The 25258-nt window shown below is 65.8% G+C and carries 17 protein-coding genes; 13 read left to right on the top strand and 4 right to left on the bottom strand.

The window, feature by feature from the left end; genetic code table 11:
- Positions 1 to 5 precede the first annotated feature (5 nt).
- Both ACP69S_RS00660 and ACP69S_RS00655 read right to left on the bottom strand, forming a co-directional pair.
- The gene (locus tag ACP69S_RS00660; RefSeq protein WP_425993868.1) at positions 6 to 1523 is read right to left on the bottom strand and encodes a tryptophan halogenase family protein; all 1518 of its coding nucleotides are present in this window, start codon (positions 1521 to 1523) and stop codon (positions 6 to 8) included.
- Between the two features lie 102 nt (positions 1524 to 1625).
- A complete protein-coding gene (locus tag ACP69S_RS00655; protein WP_425993866.1) occupies positions 1626 to 4394 on the bottom strand; it encodes a TonB-dependent receptor in 2769 nt (922 codons plus the stop codon).
- A gap of 312 nt (positions 4395 to 4706) precedes the next feature.
- On the opposite strand from ACP69S_RS00655, the gene ACP69S_RS00650 reads away from it, so the two are divergent.
- Positions 4707 to 6560 (top strand): alpha-amylase family glycosyl hydrolase, encoded by a 1854-nt coding sequence (locus ACP69S_RS00650; RefSeq protein ID WP_425993864.1) that lies wholly within the window; start codon positions 4707 to 4709, stop codon positions 6558 to 6560.
- A complete protein-coding gene (locus tag ACP69S_RS00645) occupies positions 6536 to 8179 on the top strand; it encodes an alpha-amylase family glycosyl hydrolase (RefSeq protein WP_425994296.1) in 1644 nt (547 codons plus the stop codon). Before ACP69S_RS00650 ends, ACP69S_RS00645 begins: the two co-directional genes overlap by 25 nt.
- A gap of 8 nt (positions 8180 to 8187) precedes the next feature.
- On the opposite strand, the gene ACP69S_RS00640 is transcribed toward ACP69S_RS00645, so the two are convergent.
- Positions 8188 to 9225, bottom strand: a complete 1038-nt coding sequence (locus ACP69S_RS00640) for a LacI family DNA-binding transcriptional regulator (protein ID WP_425994293.1) — start codon at positions 9223 to 9225, stop codon at positions 8188 to 8190.
- Positions 9226 to 9314: 89 nt separating this feature from the next.
- On the opposite strand from ACP69S_RS00640, the gene ACP69S_RS00635 reads away from it, so the two are divergent.
- The 11 genes from ACP69S_RS00635 (at position 9315) to ACP69S_RS00585 (ending at position 24883) form a co-directional block, all read left to right on the top strand.
- The gene (locus ACP69S_RS00635; RefSeq protein ID WP_425993862.1) at positions 9315 to 11357 is read left to right on the top strand and encodes a glycoside hydrolase family 97 protein; all 2043 of its coding nucleotides are present in this window, start codon (positions 9315 to 9317) and stop codon (positions 11355 to 11357) included.
- Between the two features lie 277 nt (positions 11358 to 11634).
- Positions 11635 to 13164 (top strand): MFS transporter, encoded by a 1530-nt coding sequence (locus ACP69S_RS00630; RefSeq protein WP_425993860.1) that lies wholly within the window; start codon positions 11635 to 11637, stop codon positions 13162 to 13164.
- A gap of 28 nt (positions 13165 to 13192) precedes the next feature.
- Entirely contained in the window at positions 13193 to 15547 is a 2355-nt protein-coding gene (locus ACP69S_RS00625) for a glucan 1,4-alpha-glucosidase (RefSeq protein WP_425993858.1), read from the top strand.
- 295 nt (positions 15548 to 15842) lie between these two features.
- On the top strand, positions 15843 to 18182 hold the full coding sequence (locus ACP69S_RS00620; protein ID WP_425993856.1) for a methyl-accepting chemotaxis protein: 2340 nt from the start codon (positions 15843 to 15845) through the stop codon (positions 18180 to 18182).
- 225 nt (positions 18183 to 18407) lie between these two features.
- Positions 18408 to 19382 carry a sensor histidine kinase gene (locus ACP69S_RS00615; RefSeq protein WP_425993854.1) on the top strand — a complete coding sequence of 325 codons (975 nt, stop codon included), beginning with the start codon at positions 18408 to 18410 and terminating at the stop codon, positions 19380 to 19382.
- A gap of 391 nt (positions 19383 to 19773) precedes the next feature.
- On the top strand, positions 19774 to 20283 hold the full coding sequence (locus tag ACP69S_RS00610) for a GAF domain-containing protein (protein ID WP_425993852.1): 510 nt from the start codon (positions 19774 to 19776) through the stop codon (positions 20281 to 20283).
- A 64-nt stretch (positions 20284 to 20347) separates the two neighbouring features.
- Positions 20348 to 21493, top strand: a complete 1146-nt coding sequence (locus tag ACP69S_RS00605; protein WP_425993850.1) for a GNAT family N-acetyltransferase — start codon at positions 20348 to 20350, stop codon at positions 21491 to 21493.
- A complete protein-coding gene (locus tag ACP69S_RS00600; RefSeq protein WP_425993849.1) occupies positions 21493 to 22413 on the top strand; it encodes a glycosyltransferase family 2 protein in 921 nt (306 codons plus the stop codon). The genes ACP69S_RS00605 and ACP69S_RS00600 overlap by 1 nt, the downstream gene beginning before the upstream one ends.
- Positions 22329 to 23330 (top strand): hypothetical protein, encoded by a 1002-nt coding sequence (locus ACP69S_RS00595; RefSeq protein WP_425994291.1) that lies wholly within the window; start codon positions 22329 to 22331, stop codon positions 23328 to 23330. Before ACP69S_RS00600 ends, ACP69S_RS00595 begins: the two co-directional genes overlap by 85 nt.
- Positions 23331 to 23368: 38 nt before the next feature.
- Positions 23369 to 23893, top strand: a complete 525-nt coding sequence (locus tag ACP69S_RS00590) for a flavin reductase family protein (RefSeq protein ID WP_425993847.1) — start codon at positions 23369 to 23371, stop codon at positions 23891 to 23893.
- Between the two features lie 24 nt (positions 23894 to 23917).
- Positions 23918 to 24883 (top strand): M15 family metallopeptidase, encoded by a 966-nt coding sequence (locus ACP69S_RS00585; protein ID WP_425993845.1) that lies wholly within the window; start codon positions 23918 to 23920, stop codon positions 24881 to 24883.
- Here the strand turns inward: ACP69S_RS00585 and ACP69S_RS00580 are convergent.
- Entirely contained in the window at positions 24861 to 25241 is a 381-nt protein-coding gene (locus tag ACP69S_RS00580; RefSeq protein ID WP_425993843.1) for a DUF72 domain-containing protein, read from the bottom strand. The genes ACP69S_RS00585 and ACP69S_RS00580 overlap by 23 nt on opposite strands.
- Positions 25242 to 25258 lie beyond the last annotated feature (17 nt).

The following is a 25258-nucleotide window of genomic DNA, read 5'->3' as shown; positions in this document are numbered from 1 at the left end:
AGGGTTCAGGCAGCGGGGCGTGCGCTGGTCGCGCAATGTCGGGCGATGAAGTCGGCGTGGCTGGGCAGGCCCTCGACCGCGCGGCCTATGATCTGGCGGATATTGGTCATGTACTCGTCCAACTGCTGGTCGCTGACGACCCGGGTCAGCGGATGGGCCGCGCCGGGCAGCACGCCTTGGCCAATCAGCACCTGGATCCAGCTAGCCTCCTTGAAGAGGTCGTCTTCCTTGCTGAACAGCCGGCCCGACTGGGCGAACAGCTCCACGCGGGCTTTCAGGCTGTCGGGGATGTCCATGGCCTTGCAGGCGCGCCAGAACGGGGTGTCCTCGCGGGTGGTGGCCTTGTAGTGCAGGACGAGGAAATCGCGGATGTACTCGTATTCCAGGGCGGTCTGGCGATTATATTCGTCGATCTCGACGGGGTTGAAGTCGCTGTTGGGGAACAGGGCGATCAGGCGGCCCAGCGCAGATTGCACCAGGTGGATGCTGGTCGATTCCAGGGGCTCCATGAAGCCGCTGGCCAGGCCCATGGCCACGACGTTCTTGTTCCAGAACCGCTTGCGCTTGCCCGTGACGAATTTCAGCTGGCGGGGTTCGGCCAGAGGGGCGCCGTCCAGATTGCGCATCAGCACGTCGGTCGCCTCGGCGGCGCTGATGTGGTCGCTGCAGAAGACGTGGCCATTGCCGGTGCGGTGCTGCAGCGGGATGCGCCATTGCCAGCCGGCCTCGCGGGCCGTGGCGCGGGTGAAGGGTGTCAGGGGCGCGGTTGAGGCGCAGGGCACGGCGATAGCACTGTCCATCGGCAGCCAGCCGCGCCAGTCGTCATAGCCGGTCTTCAGCGTTTCCTCGATCAGCAGGCCGCGAAAGCCGGAGCAGTCGATGAAGAACTCCCCGCCCACCGTGCGGCCATCCTGCAAGGTCAGGCCGGTGACGAAACCCGTCTCGGGGTGCTGGTCAACGCCGATGATCCTGCCCTCGACCCGGCGCACGCCTTGCGCCTCGCTATAGCGGCGCAGGTACTGGGCGTAGAGCGCGGCGTCGAAGTGGAAGGCGTGGACCAGACCCTCCAGATAGCCGCCGCCCGCCGTCTGCAACCGGTCGAACTTGCCGGCGCGCGCGGCCAGGGCGTTCAGCGAATAATCCCACAGGCTCTCGTCGTCGCCCTGCAGCCGGCGGCGGTTCCAGTAGTGATGGAAGGGCGCCATGCCCAGCGGACGCCCGATCGGTCCGAAGGCGTGCAGATAGGACTGGCCGACCGTGTGCCAGTCGACGAACTCGATGCCCAGCTTGATGGCGCCGTTGGTGGCGGCGAGGAAGTCGTTCTCGTCCAGGCCGAGAAAGGTGTTGAGCAGCTTGATCGCCGGGATGGTGGCCTCGCCGACCCCGACCGTGCCGATCTCGTCGGATTCGACGACCGTTATCGCCACTGTGGGACCCAGGGCGCGGGACAGCATGGCGGCACTCATCCAGCCGGCCGTTCCGCCGCCGACAATGGTCAGGGACTTCACTCCGCCGTCCGCCATCACTGTTCCGCCCGGTTCGCCCCTCGAAGGGTCTCTCATAAAAAGGCCCCCGCCAGATCGCTCTGGCGGGGGCTGTCGCAGGTTAGGGGAGATGTTCGACAGCTAGAAGCGGTAGGACAGACCAAACATGTAGGTCGTGCCGTATTCCTGATAGTCGACGGTCCGGCGCTCATCGCCGTTTTCGTAGGTCTTGAACGGCTCGTCTGTGATGTTGTTGGCCTGCAGCAACAGGGACAGGCCGGTCAGTGGGCCGTCGCGGAACTCGTAGCCGAGCTGGGCGTCGAGCACCGATTCCGCATCCACGGTCCGGTAGATCCGCGCGGCGCTGAGGCCGGCGACTTCGCCCAGGAACTTGCTGCGGTTGCGGTTGCTGATCCGGGCGTTGAAGCCGTTGTTCTCATAATAGAAGGTGGTGTTGATCACCCGCTTGGAGAGGCCCGGCATGCTGATCGGGTTGGCGCCCTCGTCCAGCTTGACCTCGCTGTCGGTGAACGAACCGCTGATGATCAGGCCGAAGTCGCGCAGCGGCTCGAAGAAGATATCGCCCGTCACCGAGGCCGAGACTTCCAGGCCGCGGATATAGCCGCCCTTGCCGTTCTCGGGACCCTTGGCCAGACCCAGGGTCGTGCCCAAGGCCGCCTGCTGCGCGGGGCTGAGCAGCGGCTTGAAGGCCGCGAAGTCCTCGACGTGCGACGAGCTGGAGTTCACGTAGTTCGACAGCTTCTTGTAATAGACCGCGCTGGAAATATAGGCCGAGCGACCGAAGTACTTTTCCAGCGACAGGTCGGCGCCGTCGGCGATGTAGGGCCGCAGCTCGGGGTTGCCGCCGTCGGTGCTGAAGTAGGAAGTGGCTGGATTGGTCGAGGTGAGGTTGCCGGAGTTCATGTTGAACGACTGGCTGGCGCGCAGTTCGTCCATCCGGGCCCGGGCCAGGGTGCGAGCCGCGCCGAAGCGCAGGAAGAACTCGTTCCCCAGATTGAAGGTCAGGTTCAGGCTGGGGAGCACATAGGTGTACTTGTCGCCGCCGTCGTTGTTGGTGGGATTGCCCACGTTGGCGGGATCAACGCGCACGCCGGTTGACGACTGGTCGGTATAGACCACCTGAAGGCCGGCGTTGCCGGTGACGGGGATCGCGCCCACAGCGCTTTCGACGCCGAACTTGGCGTAGGCGATCTGGACGTCTTCCTGCACCGACCAGTTGCGGGTCTGCACGGCCGGGTTCTGGTCGGCGATCAGGGTGTAGACGCTGGCTTTCAGGAGCGCGGCGGGATCGTAGGCCAGCATGCCCTTGATGCCGATCAGGTCCAGCTTGACCGTGCCGATCAGGGCGGACTGCGGGATGGCGACGCTGGTCGGCGCGCCGCTGGCGATGCGGCCGCCGAAGGTCAGGAAGCTTTCGTGAACCTCCTTGGACTTTTCGCGGCGGCTGATGTTGTAGCCGACTTCAACCTTGTTGATCGGGCCCCAAGCCAGCTCATGCTCGGCCGTGAAGCGCGCGGCGTTCAGTTCGTCCTTGATCGAGGGGGTGTTGTAGAAGCCCGCCTGGGTCAGGGCGCCGCCCGCCGCGCCGCCGCCCCAGCCTTGCGGGTCGGTCAGCCGGAACAGGGTGGCATTGGTGTAGTCCAGCGTCGAGCCGAAGGTCGTGCCCGCGCCCGGCGTGGTGTTGAAGGTCAGGGTGTCGGTCGGGCCGACGCCATTGGGACCCGTGCCGGAATAGGACTCGAAGATCACGTCGGTGCGCTTGGCGTCCGAGTGGCTGAGGTCGGCTTCCAGGGTCCAGCCGTTGTCAGTTTCGTAGGCGGTGTTCCAGCCGATCGACTTGAGCGTGGTGTTGCGGGTGTTGAGGTCGTTGCGCATCACGCCCTTGACCCCGGAATAGGTCCCGTTGGTGACCAGGCCACCCGTGGCGGTGTAGCCAGGCTGCAGCATGGCCGAGCTCCAGAACAGGGGCAGCTCGATGCCGCGCAGGATCTGCTTTTCCTTGAACTTGGAATAGTAGAGGTCGAGCGACGAGCTGAGCTTGTCGGTCGGCTTGTATTCCAGCACGCCGATGACGCCGGTGCGCTTGAGGTTGTTGGACTGCACATAGGGCTTGGCGCCGCCGATCACCAGGTCGCCGCTGGCCGTCGTGGGATAGCCCCAGGCGTTGAAACGCCGGCTCTGGGTCGGGGTCGAGATGTTCGAGACCGCGATAGCGACGCCCACCGTGCCGTCCATGAACTGGTCGACATAGGTGGCGCTGAGGCGGTGGCCGGTGTCTTCGGCGTCCGGATTCAGCTTCTTTTCGCTGTTCATCTCATAGCGGGCATTGGCCGACAGGACGCGCTTGCCGTACTTCAGTGGGCGGATGGTTTGCAGGTCGGCGGTGCCGGCCAGACCCTGGCCGATAAGGGCGGCGTCGGGGGTCTTGTAGACCAGCACGCCGCTGAGAATTTCCGACGGATACTGGTCGAATTCGACGCCGCGGTTGTCGCCGGTCGAGACCTGCTCGCGGCCGTTCAGCAGCACGGTGTTGTAGTCGGGACCCAGGCCCCGGATCGAGATCGACTGGGCGCGGCCGTCGAGGCGCTGCGCGGTCAGACCGGGCAGGCGGGCCAGGGATTCTGCGATGGAGTTGTCCGGCAGCTTGCCGATGTCTTCGGCCGAGATGGCTTCGACGATCGAGCTGGAGGTCTTCTTGAGCGCGATGGCGTTTTCGATACTGGCGCGAATGCCGGTGACCACGATCTCTTCGACGGCCGAATCCTGCTCGGCGGTCGTGGCGGTGGTTTGTTGGGCCTGGGCCATGCTGGCCGAGGCGAACATGAGCGCCAGGCTGGTCGCTGCGCCGCCCATCAGACGCGCACGGCTGCGCTGAGTTCTTGAGTTCATGGTCTCACCCTCCCTGTTCGGCTCTGCGCGTTTCTGACGCTGCGATCGGAGCCGTTGCCGCAAATTACTGCAAATTACAGAGATGTAATCAACCCAAAAAATCGCAAACCCAAGCGCCGCATAAGCCGAAGATGGGCTTTTGTGGCCGGAAGTGATGCAAATTTGCTGCGATACGGCGTTAGGTTAGGTCCTGCTACGCAAAGGAATGGCGTTGCTGCGATTGACAGTCGAGCAAGTCACCTGCAAATTTATGCAAATAGTTGCAGTGAACGGTACCGGATAGCGGAACCGTCGCGTGACAGGGGGGAAACGATGTCGGCTTGGGGCTTCTGGCGACGACGACTGACGGCCTTGGCGGTCGGTGGGGCGCTGACGGCGGCCTGCGCAGTCGCGACCGCGAGTCCTGCGTCGAACGCCTACCTACAACGCAAGCCTTTTGACGAGGTGATCTATTTCGTCCTGCCTGACCGCTTCGCCAATGGCGACACGGGCAATGACCATGGCGGCCTGATAGGAGGTCCGTTGGTCACGGGGTTCGATCCGACCCGCGCCGGCTTCTATCACGGCGGCGACCTGAAGGGCCTGACCCATAAGCTCGACTACATCCAGGGCCTGGGCGCGACCGCGGTGTGGCTGGCGCCGATCTTCAGCAACAAGCCGGTGCAGGGCTCGCCCGGCCGCGAGTCGGCGGCTCACCACGGCTACTGGATCACCGACTTCACCGACGTCGATCCGCATTTCGGCACGCGCGCCGAGTTCAAGGCCTTCGTCGACGCCGCCCATGCGCGGGGGATGAAGGTCTATATGGACATCATCACCAACCACACCGCCGACGTGATCCAGTATCGCCAGTGCCCGGCCAATGACTGCGGCTATCGCAGCAAGGCCGACTATCCTTATGCGACGCGCGGCGGGATCGCCGGCGCGACGATCAATAGCGGCTTCGCAGGAGACGGCGTCGGAACAGCCGAGAACTTCGCCAAGCTGACGCGGCCTGACTACGCCTACAGCCCCTACGTTCCGGCCGGCGAGGAGAGCGTAAAGAAGCCGGCCTGGCTGAACGACCTGGCCAACTATCACAATCGCGGCGACAGCACCTTTGCGGGCGAGAGCTCGCTGCACGGCGACTTTGCGGGGCTGGACGACCTGTTCACCGAGAACCCCCGCGTGGTTCAGGGTTTCATCGACATCTACGGTCAGTGGATCGACGATTTCGGTATCGACGGCTACCGGATCGACACCGCCCGCCATGTGGCGCCGGCGTTCTGGCAGGTCTTCATCCCGGCCATGCAGGCGCGCGCCAAGGCCAAGGGCATCGAGAACTTCCACATCTTCGGCGAGGTGTTCGACAGCGATGTCGCGGCCCTTGCTCGCCACACCAAGGTCGATGGCTTTCCCGCCGTGCTGGACTTTGCCTTCCAGTCGACCGTCACCGACATCGTCGCTCGCAAGGCCGGCACGGACCGGCTGGCCCGGGTGTTCGCCGTCGACGTGATCTATCAGGGCGGCGAGGCGACCGCGCTGCAGTTGCCGACCTTTCTGGGCAATCACGACATGGGCCGCTTTGGCCATTTCGTGCTGAAGGCCAATCCGGGCGTTTCCGACGCCGAGCTGCTGGAGCGCGTCACGTTGGGCCACGCCTTGATGATGTTCTCGCGCGGCGTGCCGACCATCTATTACGGCGACGAGCAGGGCTTCACCGGCGACGGCGACTATGCCGACAGTCGCGAGGACATGTTCGCCAGCAAGGTCTCCAGCTACAACGACAACCGTCTGGTCGGGAGCAACAATCGCCTGGGCGGCGCCGGGGCGACGACGGCGACCGACAGCTATCGTGTAGACAGCCCGCTCTATGGCCGCCTCGCCGGCATGGCCAGGATTCGCGCCGAACACGCCGCTCTGCGGTCTGGTCGCCAGGTCGTACGAGCACAAAACGACAAGCCCGGCCTGCTGGCCCTTTCTCGCATGGCGGACGGGAGCGAATATCTCGTCGTGTTCAATACGGGCTCCGCGCCCATCGCCGCCCAGGTCGAGGTCGAAACGGCCTCGCGCGCCTGGCGGTCGGTGCGCGGCGCCTGCGCCGGGGCGTCCAGCGCGCCCGGCAGCTATCGGGTCGAGGTCGGCCCGCTGGACTACATGATCTGCGTTTCCAAGGGGCTACAGTGACGGTCAAGGTTCTTTCACGTCCGGCTGTGGAGTCTGCAATGGACGCCGAATGGTGGCGCGGCGCGGTGATCTATCAGGTCTATCCGCGCAGCTTCGCCGACTCGAACGGCGACGGCGTCGGCGACCTGCCGGGGATTACCGCGCGGCTCGAGCACATCGCGTCCCTGGGCGTTGACGCCATCTGGCTGTCGCCGTTCTTCAAGTCGCCGATGAAGGATTTCGGCTACGACGTTTCGGACTATCTGGCCGTGGACCCCATCTTTGGCGACCTGGCCGATTTCGACCGCCTGATCGAGAAGGCTCATGGCCTGGGCCTGAAGGTCATCATCGACCAGGTGTTCTCGCATACCTCGGACGAGCATTCGTGGTTTGAGGCCAGCCGGCAGGACCGCACCAATCCGTATGCTGATTGGTATGTCTGGGCCGACGCCAGGCCGGACGGCACGCCGCCCAGCAATTGGCAGTCGGTGTTCGGCGGCCCGGCCTGGACCTGGGATGCGCGGCGCGGCCAGTACTTCATGCACAACTTCCTGGCCTCGCAGCCGCAGTTGAACGTGCACTTGCCGGCCGTGCAGGATGCTCTGCTGGCCTCAGCCAAGTTCTGGATCGACCGCGGGGTCGAAGGTTTCCGCTTCGACGCCATCAATTTCTCGATGCATGATCCGGCCCTGACCGACAATCCGCCACTGCCGCCGGGCGGCAAGCGCACCCGGCCGTTCGACTTTCAGGACAAGATCCACAACCAGAGCCATGCCGACATCCCGGCTTTCCTCAGCCGCATTCGCGCCCTGACCGATGCCCACGGCGGCCTGTTCTCGGTGGCCGAGGTCGGCGGCGATCATGCCGACCGCGAGATGAAGTTGTTCACGGCCGGTGGCGGCCGCCTCAACAGCGCTTACGGCTTCCTCTACCTCTACGCCGACCAACTGAGCGCACAGATGATCCGCCAGGGCCAGGCTATGTGGCCGGGCGACGACGGCGAGGGCTGGCCGTCCTGGACCTTCTCCAACCACGACGCGCCACGTGCGGTGTCGCGATGGGCCGAGGGACGTGACCTGAAAGCCTTTGCCGAGATGGCGCTGCTGCTGCTGATCGCCCTGCGTGGCAATGTCTTCATCTATCAGGGTGAGGAACTGGGCCTGCCCCAGGCCAATGTGCCGTTCGAGCGTCTGGTCGATCCCGAAGCCATCGCCAACTGGCCTCAGACCTTGGGTCGCGACGGCGCTCGCACGCCGATGCCGTGGGTGTCGAGCGCGCCGAACGCCGGCTTCTCGGCCGTCGAGCCGTGGCTGCCGGTCGATCCTGTCCACCTGCCGCTGGCGGTCGATGCGCAGGAGGCTGATCCGGCTTCGACCCTGCATGTAGCGCGTCGGTTGATCGCCCTGCGCCAGCGCTATCCAGCCCTGCGTACGGGCGCTGTGGCTTTCGTCGAGACCAATACCCCGCTGCTGATCTTCGAACGCGGCGAAGGCGGCGAGGCCCTGCTGTTCGCCTTCAACCTCGGCCACGAGGCCGTGGCCTGGTCGCCGCCGGAAGGCTGGGTTGCGCTGGAGAGCATCAACCTGCCGGGCGATGGCGTGATGCCGCCCTGCAGCGGACTGATGGCGCGGCGGGCGTGACCGAAGGGTCAGCCCCCGCAGGACTCGCGGATGATCAGATCCGTGGGCACCCGTTCGGAGCGGCTGGCCTTTTCACCGCTGGCGTCCAGCAGCTTGGAGACCATCAGCCGGCCAGCCTTGGCCGTGTCCTGGGCGATGGTGCTGAGGGCCGGGCTGCTGTAGCGGGCGAACGGCACGTTGTCGAAACCGACCACCGAGACGTCGCCGGGCACCGACAGGCCCGCGTGCTTCAGGGCGCGAATGGCCCCCAGGGCGATCAGGTCGGAGGCCGCCACGACACCGTCGAATGGCACGCCGCGATGGATCAGGGAGTCGATGGCCGCCTCGGCGGACTCGACCTCGAAATGGGCCGGCACGATCAAGTCTGGATCGACGCCCAGCTTCTGATGCTCCAACGCGTCCAGATAGCCGCGATGCCGCTGCATGGCCTCAGGCGCCTCGGTGTCGCCCAGGAAGACGATGCGCTTACGGCCCAGCCGCGCCAGGTGAAGCGTCGCTCGGCGACCGCCCATCGGGTTGTCGGAGCCCACCGAGCAATAGTTCTGGTCAGGCAGTTGCGCGCCCCAGACCACAAAGCGTCCCTCGGTCTCCGACAGGCGGTTGAAGGCCGCGTGCAGCGAGCTCTGTCCCAGGAAGATCACGCCCTCGGCCCGGCTGGTGGTCATGGCCACCGACAGGTCATCGAAGTTGCCGGGAGCAATGTGGCTGAGCAGGATATCGCAGCCGCGCTCGCTGGCGGCCTCGCCGACGCCGGCCAGCAGTTCCAGGAAAAAGGGGTCGGACATGCCGCTGTCACGACCCTGCGGGCGCGGCACGACGATGGCGATCGTCGCCTCGGCGCCGATCGGGCCGGCGGGCATGTAGCGGCGGAACGGATAGTCCATCTCGCGCGCCAGCTTCCAGATCGCCTGCTTGGTGCGCTTGTTAACGGCCGGGCTGTCGTTCAGCGCCCGCGAGGCGGTCGAGATCGAAACACCAGCCATCTTGGCCAGGTCTTCCAGACGGGTGACGCCCTTGCTCACGCTTGATTCTCGCCGACTGCAAATTTTGCCGCAAAAGTTTTCATAAGCCTCTTAAGGCATCGCCGACGGAGCTTTGCAAGTCCATGCGCCGCCGACTTGAACGGAGTTTCCCGATGCTGTTTCGCCTAGCCCTGGCGGCGTTCCTGCTGCTCGCCGCGCCCGCCCTGGCGGCCCCATTGGCCAGGATCGCCTCGCCCGCTGACGTGCTGTCGGTCGAGGTGAGCACCGACGGCGACGGGCGTCCCGGCTACTCGGTTTCTCGCCTCGGCAAGCCGGTGATAGCGCCCTCGCGGCTGGGCTTCATCCTTGTCGATGCACCGAAGCTGGAGCGCAATCTGGTGCTGGCCGGTGAGGCGACCAGGACCTTCGACGAGACCTGGGAGCAGCCCTGGGGCGAGCGCCGCTTCGTGCGCAATAACTACAACGAGCTGCGCGTCACCCTGGCCGAGAAGAACGGGCTGCAGCGCCGGTTCGACGTGGTGTTCCGCGTTTATGACGACGGTGTCGGCTTCCGATACGAGTTCCCCGATCAGGCAAATCTAAAGGACGTGAAGATCGGCGAGGAACTGACCGAGTTCACCCTGTCCGAGCCTGCGACAGTCTGGTGGATCCCGGCCTTCGAATGGAACCGCGAGGAATATCTCTACAACCGCACGCGGGCCGAAGAGGTCGGCGACGCCCAAACGCCGATGACCGTGCGCACCGACGATGGTCTGCACATCGCCTTCCACGAGGCGGCCTTGATCGACTATTCTGGCATGAACCTGACGCGGGTTGAGGGGCGGCGCTTCAAGGCCAATCTGACGCCGGGCTCGGGCGGGGCCAAGGTCGAGCGCACCGCGCCGTTCCCGACGCCGTGGCGGACGATGCAGATCGCCGACACCGCTGGCGGTCTGGTGACCTCCAACCTGATCCTGAACCTCAACGAGCCCAACAGGCTCGGCGACGTCTCGTGGATCAAGCCGATGAAATATGTCGGCGTCTGGTGGGAGATGCACCTGGACAAGAAGACCTGGTCATCCGGCGCCAAGCATGGCGCGACCACGGAAAACGCTATCAAGCACATCGATTTTGCGGCCAGGCATGGCCTGGGCGGCGTGCTCGTGGAGGGTTGGAATGTGGGCTGGGACGGCGACTGGTTCGCCAAGGGCGATGAGTTCAGCTTTACGCAGCCCTATCCCGACTTCGACCTGAAGAAAGTCACCGATCATGCCCGCTCCAAGGGCGTCGTGCTGATCGGCCACCATGAGACCGCAGGCAACGTCGCTCGCTATGAGAGCCAGATGGGCGCGGCCTTCGACCTCTATCAAAAGGTCGGCGTGACGGCGGTGAAAACCGGTTATGTCGCCGATGCTGGCGGAGCCCAGGTGCTGGGCCAAGACGGTAAGATCCATTTCGCCTGGCATGAAGGCCAGGACCTGGCCCGCCACCATCTGAAGGTCGTGACCGAGGCGGCCAAGCGCAAGATCGCCATCAACGCCCACGAACCGATCAAGGACACGGGTCTGCGCCGCACCTATCCCAACTGGATTTCCCGGGAAGGCGCACGGGGCATGGAGTTCAGCGCCTGGGGACAGCCGGGCAATCCGCCCGAGCATGAGACCAACCTGATCTTCACCCGTATGCTGGCCGGACCGATGGACTACACGCCGGGCATCTTCGGCATGAAGACCAAGGCCCCCGATGGCGTGGCCACGACCTGGGCCAAGCAGTTGGCGCTGTACGTCACGCTCTACAGCCCCATCCACATGGCGGCCGATCTGCTGGAGAACTACGAAGCCAATCCCAAGCCTTTCAAGTTCATCGAGGACGTGCCGACCGACTGGTCGGAAACCCTGGTGCTGAATGGCGAGATCGGCGACTTCGTCACTATCGCCCGCAAGGACCGCAAGAGCGACGACTGGTACCTGGGCGCGATCAGCGACGAGGAGGACCGGGTGCTGACCGCGCCGCTGGGCTTCCTGGAGCCGGGCCGCCGCTACAAGGCCCAGATCTATCGCGACGGCGACAAGGCCGACTGGAAGACCGCGCCGCAGGATATCGTCATCGAGGAGCGTGAGGTGACCAGCAGCGATGTCCTGACCCTGCGCCTCGCGCCGGGCGGCGGACAGGCGATCCGGTTCATGGCGGCCAGCAAGGGCAAGCCGCGCCAGTAGGTCTCTTTCTCGGCCTTCCCGGCTTGGGGTCGGGAAGGTCGAGATGTTTGCAAATTTATGAGAATATTTGCAATTTGAAGCCCCGGGTGGCGACTCCGCTCGCCACGTCTTGCCTACAGATGATGGGCTGGAGCCCGCAGTGAAGCTCCTGCAAACCCTTGAAATGCGGGAAATCGAGATTGCGCAGGCGTAAGTGGCGTGCGCAAATGCGCTCGTTGAACGTCTATGAAAAATTTGCGCATCATCGGCTCGAACCGATGGGCTGGCGGGGAAGCGAATGACAAAGGCCAAGCTGAGTATCTTCCAGATCTGGAACATGTGCTTTGGGTTCTTCGGGATCCAGATCGGCTTTGGCCTGCAGAACGCCAATACCAGCCGCATCTTCCAGACGCTTGGCGTCGACGTGAACGACCTGGCGATCCTGTGGATCGCCGCCCCGGCCACCGGCCTGCTGGTCCAGCCGATCATCGGCTATTTCAGCGACAAGACCTGGGGCAAGCTGGGGCGTCGCCGACCCTATTTCTTTTGGGGCGCGATCCTGACGACGGCCGCGCTGCTGGTCATGCCCAACTCGCCCACCCTGTGGATCGCAGCCTCGGCGCTGTGGATCATGGACGCCTCGATCAACATCACCATGGAGCCGTTCCGGGCCTTCGTCGGCGACAACCTGCCCGAGGAGCAGCGCTCGACCGGCTATGCCATGCAAAGCTTTTTCATTGGCCTGGGCGCGGTGCTGGCCTCAGCCCTGCCGTGGATCCTGACCAACTGGTTCGACGTCGCCAACACCGCCCCGGCCGGTCAGATTCCCGACTCGGTCCGCATCGCCTTCTATGCCGGCGGCGCGGGCCTGTTGCTGGCGGTGATGTGGACGGTCTTCACGACCAAAGAATACAGCCCGGATCAACTGGCCGCCTTCGAGCAGGCCGAGCGCGCGAACCGTCTGCAGGACAACGCCGATGATCTGAGGCGTTCGGATCCGTCGATCAACAGCTATGGGCTTCTGGGACTGGTCGGCCTGCTGGGTGGCGCGACCCTGGCCTTGCTGGTCTGGACCCTTCGGCTGGAGAAGGAACTCTACGTCCTGGCCGGCCTGCTGGCCGCGTTCGGCGTCGCGGGCGTCATCGGCGCTCGCCTGAAGCGGATCAGCAAGACGCAGAACGGCTTCTCCGAAGTGCTGGAGGACGCCTTCCTGATGCCGACCACCATGCGTCAGCTGGCGGTGGTGCAGTTCTTCTCGTGGTTTGGCCTGTTCGCCATGTGGATCTACACCACGCCCGCCGTATCGGCCTGGCACTTTCAGGCCGTCGACACGACCTCGAAGGCCTATAATGAGGGCGCCGACTGGGTGGGCGTGCTGTTCGCCGTCTATAACGGTGTCGCGGCCCTGGCGGCCCTGCTGATCCCGACCATGGTGCGGCTGACCAACCGCCGGATCAGCCACGCGGCCTGCCTGGCGCTGGGCGCGGCGGGCCTGCTGTCGATCCCGCTGATCAAGGATCCCGGCTTGCTGTGGATCTCGATGATCGGCGTCGGTTTCGCCTGGAGCTCGATCCTCTCGGCGCCCTATTCGATCCTGGCCGGAGCCCTGCCGGCCCGGAAGATGGGCGTCTATATGGGCATCTTCAATTTCTTCATCGTCATCCCGCAGCTGCTGGCCGCCACTGTGCTGGGCATCCTGCTGAAGACCTTCTTTGGCGGCCAGGCAATCTACGCCCTGGTGCTGGGCGCGGCCGCCTTCCTTGCCGCCGCCGTCTCGGTCTTCGCCGTCACCGATCCTGATGAGGCTAAGGCGCCCGCGCGCGCCTAGCCGCCCCTCCATTCATGAGGCTGTCCCCATGCGTACTCTGAAGATCATCGCCCTCGCCACGACCGCCGCCTGCGCGCTCGCCGGCGCCGCCTCGGCCCAAACCGCCCCCGGCGCTCCGGGAGCGCCCTCGACCTGGGCCTATGCCGCCAAGACCGGCGTCGGGGCTTCGTATGAGGCCTATGTCGATGGCGCCTACAAGGACGGCGGCCGCACGGGGACGGTGTCCAAGGTCTGGTTCTCGATCGCCGACGGCGTGCTGACCGAGACCATGTACGGCCTGATCCATGAAGCCCAGATCAAGCAAATGCGCTTCACCGTCCAGACCTCGACAGGTCTCGCCGTCGAGGGCCCCGACACCGTCGCCAAGACCGAATACCTCCACGTCGACGCCGAGGGCCGTCCGCTGTCGCCGGCCTACAAGATCACCACCACCGACAAGCAGGGCCGCTTTGTCATCGAGAAGCGGATATTCACCGACTCCGACCGCCAGAGCCTGTTTCTGCGCGTGACGGTCAAGGCGCTGAAAGGTTCGGTAACGCCGTACCTCCTGCTCGAGCCCCACATGGCCAATACCGGCGCCAATGACGCGGGCGCGGCCAGCAAGACCGCCCTGACCGCCAACGAGGCCGGCGTGTTCCTGACCCTGAAGGGCTCCAAACCCTTTGCCGCCGCCAGCGCCGGCTTCATCGGAGCCTCCGACGGCCTGGCTGACCTGAAGGCCGACGGCAAGCTAGACAAGTTCTATGCCAGCACCGGCGCGGATCGCGGCGCGATCATGCTGACGGGCCAGCTGCCCTCGACCCGTAGCCAAGTCACCGTGGACTACGCCATCGGCTTTGGCCCCTCCGCCGCCGCCAGCGCGCAGGCCGCCAACGCCTCGCTGAAGACCGGCTATGCCAAGGTGTTGGCCGGCTACAACAGCGGCTGGGAAAGCTATCTGGCCTCGCTGCACGAGCTGCCGCGCCTGCGCGAAGCGGCCATGGACGGCGGCAAGCTGGTCCAGGCCAGCGCCCTGATGCTGAAGGTGCAGGAGGACCGCACCTATGCCGGCGCCCTGATCGCATCACTGTCCAATCCGTGGGGCGACACGGTCGACGCCTCCAAGCCCTCGACCGGCTACAAGGCGGTCTGGCCGCGCGACTTCTACCAGTGCGCCATGGCTCTGGCGGCGCTGGGCGACGTCCAGACCCCGCTGGCGGCCTTCCGCTACCTGCCCACCGTGCAGGTGAGCGAGAAGACCAAGGGCAATACCGGCAAGGGCGGCTGGTTCCTGCAGAAGTCCGAGGTCGACGGCACGCCTGAATGGGTCGGCGTCCAGCTGGATCAGACGGCCATGCCGATCATGCTGGGCTGGAAGCTGTGGAAACAGGGCTGGCTCGCTGACGACGAGCTGAAAGCCTATTACGGCAAGATGATCAAGCCGGCCGCGGACTTTCTGGTCGAGGGCGGCAAGGTCGGCCTGGGCTGGAACAGCGCCACCATCGTGCCGCCCTTTACCCAGCAGGAGCGCTGGGAAGAGCAGGGCGGCTATTCGCCCTCCACGACGGCCGCGGTGATCGCCGGTCTGGTGGTGGCCGGCGAGATCGCCGAAGCTTCGGGCGACGCGACCTCCGCCGTGCGCTATCGCGCCACGGCCGACGACTATTCGGCCAAGGTCGAGAGCCGGATGGTCACCACCAAGGGCTCGCTGGGCGACGGCAGGTACTTCCTGCGCCTCAACAGCGACCAGGACCCCGACAACAAGAGCGTCGTCGAGGAGCGCAACGGCCAGAAGCCGGTGCCCGAGGACAGGATGCTGGACGCCGGCTTCCTGGAATTTGTCCGCTATGGTGTGCGTCCGGCCGACGACCCGGCCATCGTCGCCAGTCTGCCGGAGCTGGACGACGAGTCGATGGAGGACCTCTATCGCGTCCGCTACGGCTTCACCTTCCCGGGCGTGGCGGGGACCTTCCCCGGCTGGCGCCGCTACGGCGTCGATGGCTATGGCGAGGACACCAAGACCGGCGCCAACTATGGCGCCAACAATCAGATGGCGCCGGGCCAGCGCGGGCGGGTCTGGCCGATCTTCACCGGCGAACGCGGCCATTACGAGATCGCCCGCATCACCCTGCGCGGCAAGCCGGCGCCGGGCGCGCTGGAGCCGGTGCGCCAGACCTATGTCAAGGCGATGGAGCTGTTCGCCAATGACGGCCTGCTGATTCCCGAACAGGTCTGGGACGGCGTCGGGGCCGACACCGCCCACCCCTATGTGCGCGGCGAGGGCACGGACTCGGCCACGCCCCTGGCCTGGTCGCACGCTGAATACGTCAAGCTGCTGCGCTCGGTGGCCGACGGCGTGGTCTGGGACAGCTACCAGCCGGTGAAGGCGCGGTACGGGCGGTAGTTCACAGCTCCTCCTCTCTGGGGGAGGGGAAAGGTTGTGATCCCGGACAACCCCGGCGAAAGCCGGGGGCAGATCCGGGACTGCCGGAAGCGCTGAGTTCAGGCTGTCATCCGGGATCTGCGCGCTGCGCGCTTGTCCGGGATGACAGCCGTCTTCGCTCCGCGACAGCTCCCCCAGAGGGGAGCAGCTACCGTGCCAGCTCCGCCAAAACGTCGCACTTCAACGTGGTTAATGCCGGATTTACGAATCGGGGCCAATGACTGGGAAGCCTGAGTGTTGCCCGGAGTCCCTCGCCATGTCCGCGTTCCGTCGTTTGACGATCGCCTGGAAACTGATCCTGGTCGCGGGCCTGGCCATCGGCCTGCTGCTGATCGCCGCCGCCATGGCGGTGTCGTCGCACACCAGCAGCATCGTCTCGGGCCTGACAAACCAGTATGCGGGCGCGGTCGCTGACGAAGCCATCGAGCAGGTGCGGTCCGATATCAACGCCGCCGCTGCGGCGGCCGGCGCCATGCGTGGCTCCATCGCCTCAGCTCATGAAGCCGGCCTGATTGAGCGCGACAAGTTCGTGGCCCTCGTCAAGCCGAACGCCCTGGCCACCAGCAGCGTCATGGGCGCCTGGTTCATGGCCGAACCCAACGCCCTGGATGGCAAGGACGCCGAGTTCGTCAACAATCCGGCCATGGCCTCCAACAAGGACGGGCGGTTCTCGACCCACTGGGTCAATCTGAACGGCGCGCCGTCGCAGCAATCCGAGGCCAATGGCACGGACTTCGTCGAGAGCTACTACACGGGCACGGCGACCTCGCGGAAGCCAACCCTGACCGAGCCCTATCTCGACACGGTCGGCACGGCCCAGGTCGCGATGTCGTCCGTCGCCTTGCCCGTGATGTCGAACGGGACGCTGATCGGCGTCGCCGGCCTCGACATGTCGCTGGACAATCTTTCCAAGGCGCTGGGCGCCCTGCATCCGCTTGACGGCGGCCGGGTCATGCTGGTCTCGGCGACCGGCCAGTGGGTCGCTCATCCCGACGACGCCCTGCACATGAAGCCCTATGCCGACGAGGGCGCCGACGCCGTGAAGGCCGTGCTCGACGGCGGCAAGGGGGTCGAGATCAAGGGCATCGTGGCCGGCAACGTTCCGATGCTGCGCATCGTCCGCCCCATCGCCATGCCGGCCCTCAACACCATCTGGGCCCTGGTCATGGACGTGCCAGTAGCAGCCATTACCGGCCCGGCCGACAAGCTGGCCAAGATCCTGTTCGCCGGCGGCGTGCTGATCACCCTGGCCGTTCTGGCGGCGCTGTTCCTGGCCAGCCGCGCCTTGGTGCGCGCACCGCTTGCCGGCCTGACGCGTTCGGTTGATAGCCTGAGCGCCGGCCGCTACGACCAGCCTGTCGCGGGCATCGCCGGCGGCGATGAGATCGGCGCCATCGCCCGCGCCCTGGACGGTTTCCGCCATGACCTGGCCGACGGCCAGCGCCGCCGCACGGAGCAAGAAGCCGAACGCACCGTGGCCGAGGCCGAGCGCCAGCGCCACGAAGCCAAGGCTGAAGCCTTCTCCGAGGCTCAGGCCGTCGCCGTCTCGGCCTTGGGTGAAGGTATGGAGAAGCTCGCCGACGGCGACCTGATCTGGCGCATGCGCGAGGACAGCTTCGCCGCCGACGCCCGCAAGATGCCGCGCGACTTCAACGCCGCCGTCGACAGCCTGCAGACGACCATGGCCGGCATATTGACCGCCGCCCGCAGCATCCGCGCCGGCTGCTCGGAGATCAGCAACGCTTCTGACGACCTGTCGCAACGCACCGAGCGTCAGGCCGCCGGCCTGGAACAGACCGCCGCCGCGCTCGGCCAGATCACCTCGACCGTCAAGCGCAGCGCCGAGGGCGCCGACCGCGCCCGCCAGGTGACCCAGAGCGCCAAGGCCAACGCCGAGCGCAGTGGCGCGGTGGTCAAGGAGGCCGTCGAGGCCATGGGCGGCATCGAGAAGTCCTCCCACGAGATCACCAACATCATCGGCGTGATCGACGAGATCGCCTTCCAGACCAATTTACTGGCCCTGAACGCCGGCGTCGAAGCGGCGCGAGCCGGCGACGCGGGCAGGGGCTTTGCGGTCGTGGCGCAGGAAGTGCGGGCGCTCGCCCAACGCTCGGCCGACGCCGCCAAGCAGATCAAGGCCCTGATCCGCACCTCGACCGAACAGGTCGGCAAAGGCGTGAAACTGGTCGGCGAGACCGGCCAGACCCTCGACCAGATCCTGGTCCAGGTCGCCGAGATCAACGAACTGGTCGGCGAAATCGCCGCCTCGTCCAAGGAGCAGGCTGTCGGCCTGGCCGAGGTCAATCAGGCGGTGAACCAGATGGACCAGGTCACCCAGCAGAACGCCGCCATGGTCGAGCAATCCACCGCCGCCAGCCGCGCCCTGGCCAGCGAAGCCGCCGAACTGGAACGACTGGTCGGCCGCTTCCAGGTCGGGGCCGAGGTCCACCAGCTGCGTCCGCAGGCTCCCTCGCGCCCCGCGCCGCGTCCCACCGCCGCCCCGACCCGCGAAAGCTTCCGCCAGCGGTATGTGCAGGGGGGCAACGCCCTGAAGGTCGCGCCGGCTTCGCGTCCGGGGGCGTGGGAAGAGTTCTAGGCTGCACAGAGGCGCCGTAAGCGGACCTTTGGATCTCATCGCCTGAAAGCGATCCGTTGGCCCTGCGGCGCAGGTTCCGCTCACGTGCTGGAGCCGGCTTGCTTCCCGTGCGTTATCTCGATCGAGCTTCAAACTTCGGCGCCGGGACACCGTCGATCTCATGAACGCTGCTGTGTAAGCTGCAAGAAATAATGGACGGGCCCTGTGACTCAACCGAGTTCCCCTGTGTGGGATGAAGCGCACCTGCGCCTGGGCGTGACGGCCGCCGGCATCGCCCTGTGGGGATGGAATGTCGACACTGACCGCCTGACGATGGACGAAATCGGCTATGACCTCTGGGCCATTCCGCTCGACACCGAAGTCACCTTCGAAGACCTGTCTTCTCATATCCACCCCGCCGACCGCGACCGGGTAAGAGCGGCGTTCAACGCCACACGGGGCATTGTCGGCCAATATGAAACCGATTTCCGCATCCTCGTCGGCGACGAGGTTCGCTGGATCTCCGCTCGCGGACGCGGGGACGACGAGGGGATCGTCGGGGCCGTGATGTATGGCGTTTTCCTCGACGTCACGGGACGAAAGCAGGCCGAGGAGGCCAACGAACTGCTGGCCGGCGAAATGAGCCATCGGGTGAAGAACCTGATCACGGTCGCGGGCTCTCTGACGATGATGACGTCACGATCCACGGAAACCAAGGAAGAGATGGCCCATGAGCTGTCCCAACGCCTGACCGCCCTGGGACGGGCCCATGACATGGTTCGACCCGTCCCGGGGCAGACAGAGAACGCGGCGCTGCTCGGCGATCTGATTTCTGTCCTGCTGCGACCTTACGACGACCTCGGGGCCTTTAGCGGTAGGGTCCGTGTTTCGGTGCCAAGGATGGGTATTGGCGAAACGGCGGCCACGAACCTGGCCCTGGTTCTGCACGAGCTGGCGACGAACTCGGTCAAATACGGCGCGCTATCGGCTCAAGCCGGCTTGCTAGACGTGTCGTGCCTGATCGAGGGCGATGAGGCAGTGATCGCCTGGACCGAGCGCGGCGGGCCGCAAGTCGCGCCGCCGGCCGATGATGGGGGCTTTGGCGGCAAGCTGCTGAACCGCATCATCAAGAGCCATTTCCGAGGCGAGGTGAGCTACGAGTGGCCGCCCGAGGGGTTGATCGCGAAACTCAGAATTCCGAAGGCGAAGCTTGATCAGTGACGCAACCGCAGAGGGACCGCGACTTCGCGCTAGAGCATTTTCCGATAAGTGTGAAACGGTTATCGGATCGAAAAATGCTCTAAACTTCTGATTTAGAGCTCTTTTCGCCCGCTTCTGATGAAGCCATCAGGTCGGAAAGGGCTCTAGGAACGGTTCGCAAGTCGCCGCGTTCGAGAGGCATGACGAAGACGGCGGCCGAATTGCGGGAACAGGCGGAGAAAGCCAGGACCCTCATGCGCTCGGTTTCTGATCCTGTGACCATCAAGGAGCTCGCGGCGTTCGCGGCTGAGAACGATGTATTGGCCGCGTCGCTGGAGGCTCGCGACAAGGCGGATTGCCGAGGGTCGCCCAGCGCTCTCGCATTCGCTCCTGAAAGCGCTATATCCCCGCCATGGCTGAAGCTTTCAACGACAAGACCCTCGCCGCTGACTTCCTGACCAAGGATCGGGCCATCCGCTACGCCGAGGTGGCCGCCGAAATCGCCTCGGTGCTCGACGGCGAGCCCAATGTCACGGCGCGCATGGCGACCGTGGCCTCGATGCTGGCGAGTAGTTTCGACCACTATTTCTGGACCGGCTTCTATGTGGTCGATCCGGCCAAGGAGCGCGAGCTGGTGGTCGGGCCCTATCAGGGCACGCTGGGCTGCCTGCGCATCGCCTATGGTCGGGGCGTCTGCGGCGCAGCGGCGGAAACCGGTCAAACCCAACTCGTGCCCGACGTCCACGCCTTCCCCGGACATATCGCCTGCGACAGCCGCTCGGAAAGCGAGATTGTGGTTCCTGTGTTCGACAAGGCCGGCAAGCTGATCGCCGTCTTCGACGTCGATTCCGACAAGCCCGCCGCCTTCGACGAGATCGATCAGCAGGGCCTCGAGACGATCCTCAAAGCTACGTTCGGATAGCTGACTTAAGGGTTGCGGCTGTTCTCCATCATTCCCTAACCGCTTCGGTCTAGGACAGATGGACATGTTGGACGTCGAAACCCTTCACCCGAGCCGTCTGGCGCCCGCGGACACCGCGTTGTGGCGCAGCATGGCTGCTGCTGAGCCAGCGTTCGCCAACCCTCTGCTTGGCCCCGACTTCACCCAGGCCGTCGGCCGCGTGCGTGAGGATGCTCGCGTCGCGGTGATCCGTCGGGGGGGGGAGACCCTCGGCTTCCTGCCGCATCATCGCCGTCCCGGACGTCTGGCGCGGGCGATCGGCTCGCCGCTTTCAGACTATCACGGGATCGTCTCGCGTCCTGAGCCGGGGTTCAGTGCCGAAGACGTGCTGCACGCCGCCGATCTGGGCGTGTTTCGCTACACCGGCCTGATCGATCCGTTCGCCGTGTTCGGTGGCGTGGGCGAGCCGCAATCGGCCTTCGTCATCGCCCCCGAGGGCGGTGCGGACGACTATCTTGAGGCCGTTCGAGCCGCCAGCCCCAAGAAGATCAAGAACTACCGCCGGCTTGACCACAAGCTGGAGCGGGAAATGGGCCAAGTGCGTCTGGTCGCGCCTGACACCTCCCGCGCCTCGTTCGACCTGTTGATCGCCTGGAAGCGAGAACAGTTGCAACGCACAGGCCTGCATGACTTCCTGCGCCCGGCCTGGACCAGCGGCCTGTTGATCGACCTGTTCGAGCGCCAGCATGGCGACTTTCACGGCCTGCTGATCGGTCTCTATGCGGGCGATGAGCTGGTCGCTGGCCATTTCGGCGTTCGACTGGGCGGGGTCTATCACCCGTGGATCGCCTCGACCAATCCGGCTTTTGGCGCTTGGTCGCCGGGCCAGCTGTTCTTCCTGCGCGCCATTGCGGCCATGCCGGCTCTGGGCTTGACCCACTACGATCTCGGCCCGGGCCACGATCACTACAAGCGCGCCTACGCCCTGACCCAGACCTGCGCCCTCGACGGCGCCGTCACGGCGCCCGGCATGGGCGGTGTGGTGGCCAGTTCGGTGGAGGGCGCCTGGAACCTGGCTGGCGGGCGCGGCTCTGGCGTCGTTGCCCGGGTGCGCCGCCGCGTGGACGCTATCGCCAGTGTCGAGCTCACCGTCGGCGGTCGTATGCGCGGCTTTGTCGACGCGGTGACCGGCCAATCGCGCCGTCGCGCCGGCGCGCACGAGGTCGGTTGATGGTCCATGTGACGGTGATGATCCCGACCCAGAGACGGCTCGGCGGTCTTGCCGTCGCGGTCCGGTCAGTGCTGGCCCAGCGCGATGTGGATTTCGCCGCGCTGGAGATCGTCGTCGTCGACAACGACCAGGTGGCCTCGGCCCGTTCGACCGTCGAGGCTCTGGCGACCGGCGCGACTTGCCCGGTCCACTATGTTCGCGAGCCCCGCGCGGGCGTGGCCAACGCCCGCAACGCCGGCATGGCCAAGGCTTCGGGCGCGCTGATCGCCTTCCTTGATGACGATGAAGAAGCGCCCGAAGGGTGGCTTGCCGCCTTGCTAGCGGCGCAGGTCCGCTACGACGCCGATGTCGTGTTCGGCCCCGTCCGGGGCAGAGCGCCGGAGAGCCTCATCGAGCATCGCGACTATCTGGAGCGCTTCTTCTCGCGCCTGGGTCCTGCCGAGGCCGGAGTCATCGACCACTATTACGGCTGCGGCGACAGCCTGCTGCGCCGCGCCGCCTTGCCCGATCCGGTCTTGCCATTCGCGACCGAGCGCAATCAGATCGGCGGCGAGGACGACATGCTGTTTGGTCAGATGCACGCGGCCGGCGCGCGCTTTGCCTGGGCGCCCGAGGCCTGGGTCTGGGAAGACCCCGCGCCCGAGCGCCTGAACCTTGACTACGCCCTGTCGCGCGCCTTCGCCTACGGCCAGGGACCTTCGGCCCACTGCGCCGCCGCCAGCCCGCCGGACAAGGTCGGCGTGGCGCGCTGGATGGCCATCGGCGTCGCTCAAGCCGCCGTATTCGGCGCAATGGCCGGCCTGAAATGGCTGACCCGTTCGAATGACCGCGCCGACTGGCTGGACAAGGCCGCGCGCGGCCTGGGCAAGGCCCTGTGGTGGGGGCCTTTCAAGATCCAATTCTACGGGAGAACCGCGTGAGCGTGATCACCGACTGGACGCCCGAGAAGGCCAAGGCCTTCGGCGCCGAGAACCTGGCGTTCGAGCACGGGCTGCACGAGCGCCCAATGTTCGATGACGAGGGCCTGGCGCAACTGCTCGACCTCTATCCCCGCGACCAGCTGGGCGTCTTCACCATGGGCGAGGACCCCAAGGCCTGGACTACCTGGCGCAAGGGCGCCGCGGGAAACCTGACCGGCGACCAGCTGCTCGACGCCACCAAGAGCGGCCGCATCTGGCTGAACCTGCGCCACACCAACGACCATGTCCCGGAATACGCCGCCCTGGGCGACGAAATCTTCGCCGAGAAGGAAGCCCGGGTTCCGGGCCTGCGCACCTTCAAGCGGGATCTGGGCATGCTGATCAGCTCGGCCAACGCCCAGGTGTTCTATCATCTGGACGTGCCGCTGGTGTCGCTTTGGCAGCTGCGGGGGCAGAAGAAGGTCTGGGTTTATCCGGTCGCTGATCCCTATGTGGGTGAGCTGGATCTGGAGAAGATCGTGCTCAAGGAGACGGCCGAGCAGTTTGCGTTCGATCCCGAATGGGACAAGGGCGCGGCTGTCTATGATCTGACGCCGGGCAAGATGATCACCTGGAAGCAGAACGCCCCGCACCGGATCGAGAACGGGCCGATGCTGAACGTCTCGCTGTCGATCGAATTCATGACTCCGCCGGCCTTGATGCGCGCCAACGTCCTCTATGCCAACGGCGTGCTGCGCAGGCGCCTGGGCGCCAGGCCGCGTATCCAGAGCGGTTTTGGCCCCGCGGCCCTGACCAAGCTGGCCGTGGCGCGCGGGGCCAAGGCCCTGAACCTGCAGACGCCGCATGTGCGCCATTTGCCGGTGACCTTTGGCCTCGATGCAAGCAAGCCGGGCGTTCTGATCGAAAGCCGCGCCTGACGCTTGCCCCGGGCCGCGCTTCATCGCAGAAGTTGGCGATGAGTCAGGCGGTCACGATTGAACTGGGCGAGGGCGCCGAACACGACGCTCGGGCTTTGCGGAATGCGTTCGGATGTTTCACCACGGGTGTCACGGTGGTCACCACGGTCTGCGCGGACGGGCGCAAGGTGGGGCTGACGGCCAACTCCTTCACCTCGGTGTCGCTGGATCCGCCCCTGGCGCTGATCTGCGTCGATCTGAAGTCGAGCAGTCTGCCATGGCTGGACGCCGCTGGTGTTTTTGCCGTCAACGTCCTGCACGCCGACCACCAGCAACTGGCCCGCCAGTTCGTGCGGAAGGACATCGACCGGTTCGCCGGCGTCGAGACAGAGATCTGGCGCACGGGTGTGCCGATCCTGCCCGGCTGCATGGCCAATTTCGAATGCGAGACCCATCACGTCTTCGACGCCGGCGATCACCGGGTCTATGTCGGCCGCGTCGTGAAGCTGCGCTATGATCCCGACCATGAGCCGCTGGTCTATCTGCAGGGCCGGTTCCGGCGGGTTCACGTCGACGCCGAATAGGGCGGGCAGGAGGGCGACCGAGCGATGATAAGGACCTCTCCGGCTGTTATCGCCATCGCCATGGGACTGGCGGCGAGCGTCGCCGTCGCTGCGCCTCGCGCGGCGAACCTTGATTTGGTCGGCCAGTATGGCGACGCCGCCGCGCCTCTGACCCTGTTCGAGAAGGACGGCGAACTGTTCCTGGACGGGGCGGGACGTTCGTCCGCGCGCCTGGTTCCAGAGGGCGAGGGCCGCTACCGGATCGAGGGCGGCGGTGATCTGGTCGTCTCGAGGCGTGGCGTCCGGCTGGATGGCGGCTTCCTGCGTCGCCGCGACTTCGGCGCTGAGGTCGAGGCCGGCATCCGCAAGACGGTTCGCGCCGACCCCAAGGCTCTTAGATCTCGCGCTCTGGCCGCGACGCCGCCGGTCGAGACGGCCGGGCGCCGGCCCGCCGATCTCGTCGATCCGGCGACCCTAGATCCGGCGATCCGCTTCGACATCCGCTATGCCAGCCGCAACAACTTCATGGGCCTGAAGCTCTACGAACGCCCGGCCGCCTATCTGCAGCGCCCGGCCGCGCAGGCGCTGGGCCGCGCGCGCAAGGCCCTGGAAGCCAAGGGCTATGGCTTGCTGGTCCATGACGCCTATCGCCCATGGTTCGTGACCTGGATGTTCTGGGAGGCGACGCCGCCGGAGAGCCGCATCTTCGTGGCCGATCCCGCCAAGGGGTCACGGCACAATCGCGGTTGCGCGGTGGACCTGACCCTTTACGACCTGAAGACCGGCAAGGTCGTCGAGATGCCCAGTCGCTATGACGAGATGTCGCTACGGTCCTATGCCGACTTCGTGGGCGGCGCCTCGAAGCAGCGCGAGCTGCGGGCGGTCCTGCGCGACGCCATGCTCGCCGAGGGTTTCGAGGTCTATCCTGAGGAGTGGTGGCACTTCGACTACAAGGACTGGCGCAGCTACGGCATCGGCACTGCGACATTCACGCAGCTGGCGGGGCGATAAGCTCCATCAGCTTCAGGGCGTCGCTGGCCGCCGCGCCGAGCTGGGTGTTGTCGAACATGCACCAGGCCTCGGCCGCGACCGACTCAGTCTGCAGGCGGGCCGTGAGGTCGGCCAGGACAGGCTCCTCATAGGCCGAGCGGTACATCACCGGCGAGCCATGCAGGCGGTGATAGGTCAGGCCGCTCCAGCCACCGGGCCTCGCCGCTTCTGGAACCTTGGCGGGATCCGCCGCCACCCTGGCGACCTTGGATGCGGCCAGCATGGTCGACGCCTCGGGCGTGAACCAGTCCGGGTGGCGCGGCTCGATAACTGTCGCGCCCGACGTGCGTTTTCGCCAGTTCGCCAGAAAGCTCTCCACTTCGGTTGGCTCGAATT

The sequence above is a fragment of the Caulobacter sp. DWR1-3-2b1 genome, assembly GCF_049895765.1.
Taxonomy (GTDB): Bacteria; Pseudomonadota; Alphaproteobacteria; order Caulobacterales; family Caulobacteraceae; genus Caulobacter.
Note: the sequence above shows the minus strand (reverse complement) of the source record. Positions and strands in the feature narration are given on the sequence as shown.

Coding starts and splice junctions, on each gene's coding strand:
- ACP69S_RS00660 (WP_425993868.1), bottom strand. CDS start 1,523: ATGGCGGACGGCGGAGTGAAGTCCCTGACCATTGTCGGCGGCGGAACG.
- ACP69S_RS00585 (WP_425993845.1), top strand. CDS start 23,918: ATGATAAGGACCTCTCCGGCTGTTATCGCCATCGCCATGGGACTGGCG.
- ACP69S_RS00650 (WP_425993864.1), top strand. CDS start 4,707: ATGTCGGCTTGGGGCTTCTGGCGACGACGACTGACGGCCTTGGCGGTC.
- ACP69S_RS00655 (WP_425993866.1), bottom strand. CDS start 4,394: ATGAACTCAAGAACTCAGCGCAGCCGTGCGCGTCTGATGGGCGGCGCA.
- ACP69S_RS00635 (WP_425993862.1), top strand. CDS start 9,315: ATGCTGTTTCGCCTAGCCCTGGCGGCGTTCCTGCTGCTCGCCGCGCCC.
- ACP69S_RS00630 (WP_425993860.1), top strand. CDS start 11,635: ATGACAAAGGCCAAGCTGAGTATCTTCCAGATCTGGAACATGTGCTTT.
- ACP69S_RS00600 (WP_425993849.1), top strand. CDS start 21,493: ATGGTCCATGTGACGGTGATGATCCCGACCCAGAGACGGCTCGGCGGT.
- ACP69S_RS00590 (WP_425993847.1), top strand. CDS start 23,369: ATGAGTCAGGCGGTCACGATTGAACTGGGCGAGGGCGCCGAACACGAC.
- ACP69S_RS00605 (WP_425993850.1), top strand. CDS start 20,348: ATGTTGGACGTCGAAACCCTTCACCCGAGCCGTCTGGCGCCCGCGGAC.
- ACP69S_RS00610 (WP_425993852.1), top strand. CDS start 19,774: ATGGCTGAAGCTTTCAACGACAAGACCCTCGCCGCTGACTTCCTGACC.
- ACP69S_RS00625 (WP_425993858.1), top strand. CDS start 13,193: ATGCGTACTCTGAAGATCATCGCCCTCGCCACGACCGCCGCCTGCGCG.
- ACP69S_RS00620 (WP_425993856.1), top strand. CDS start 15,843: ATGTCCGCGTTCCGTCGTTTGACGATCGCCTGGAAACTGATCCTGGTC.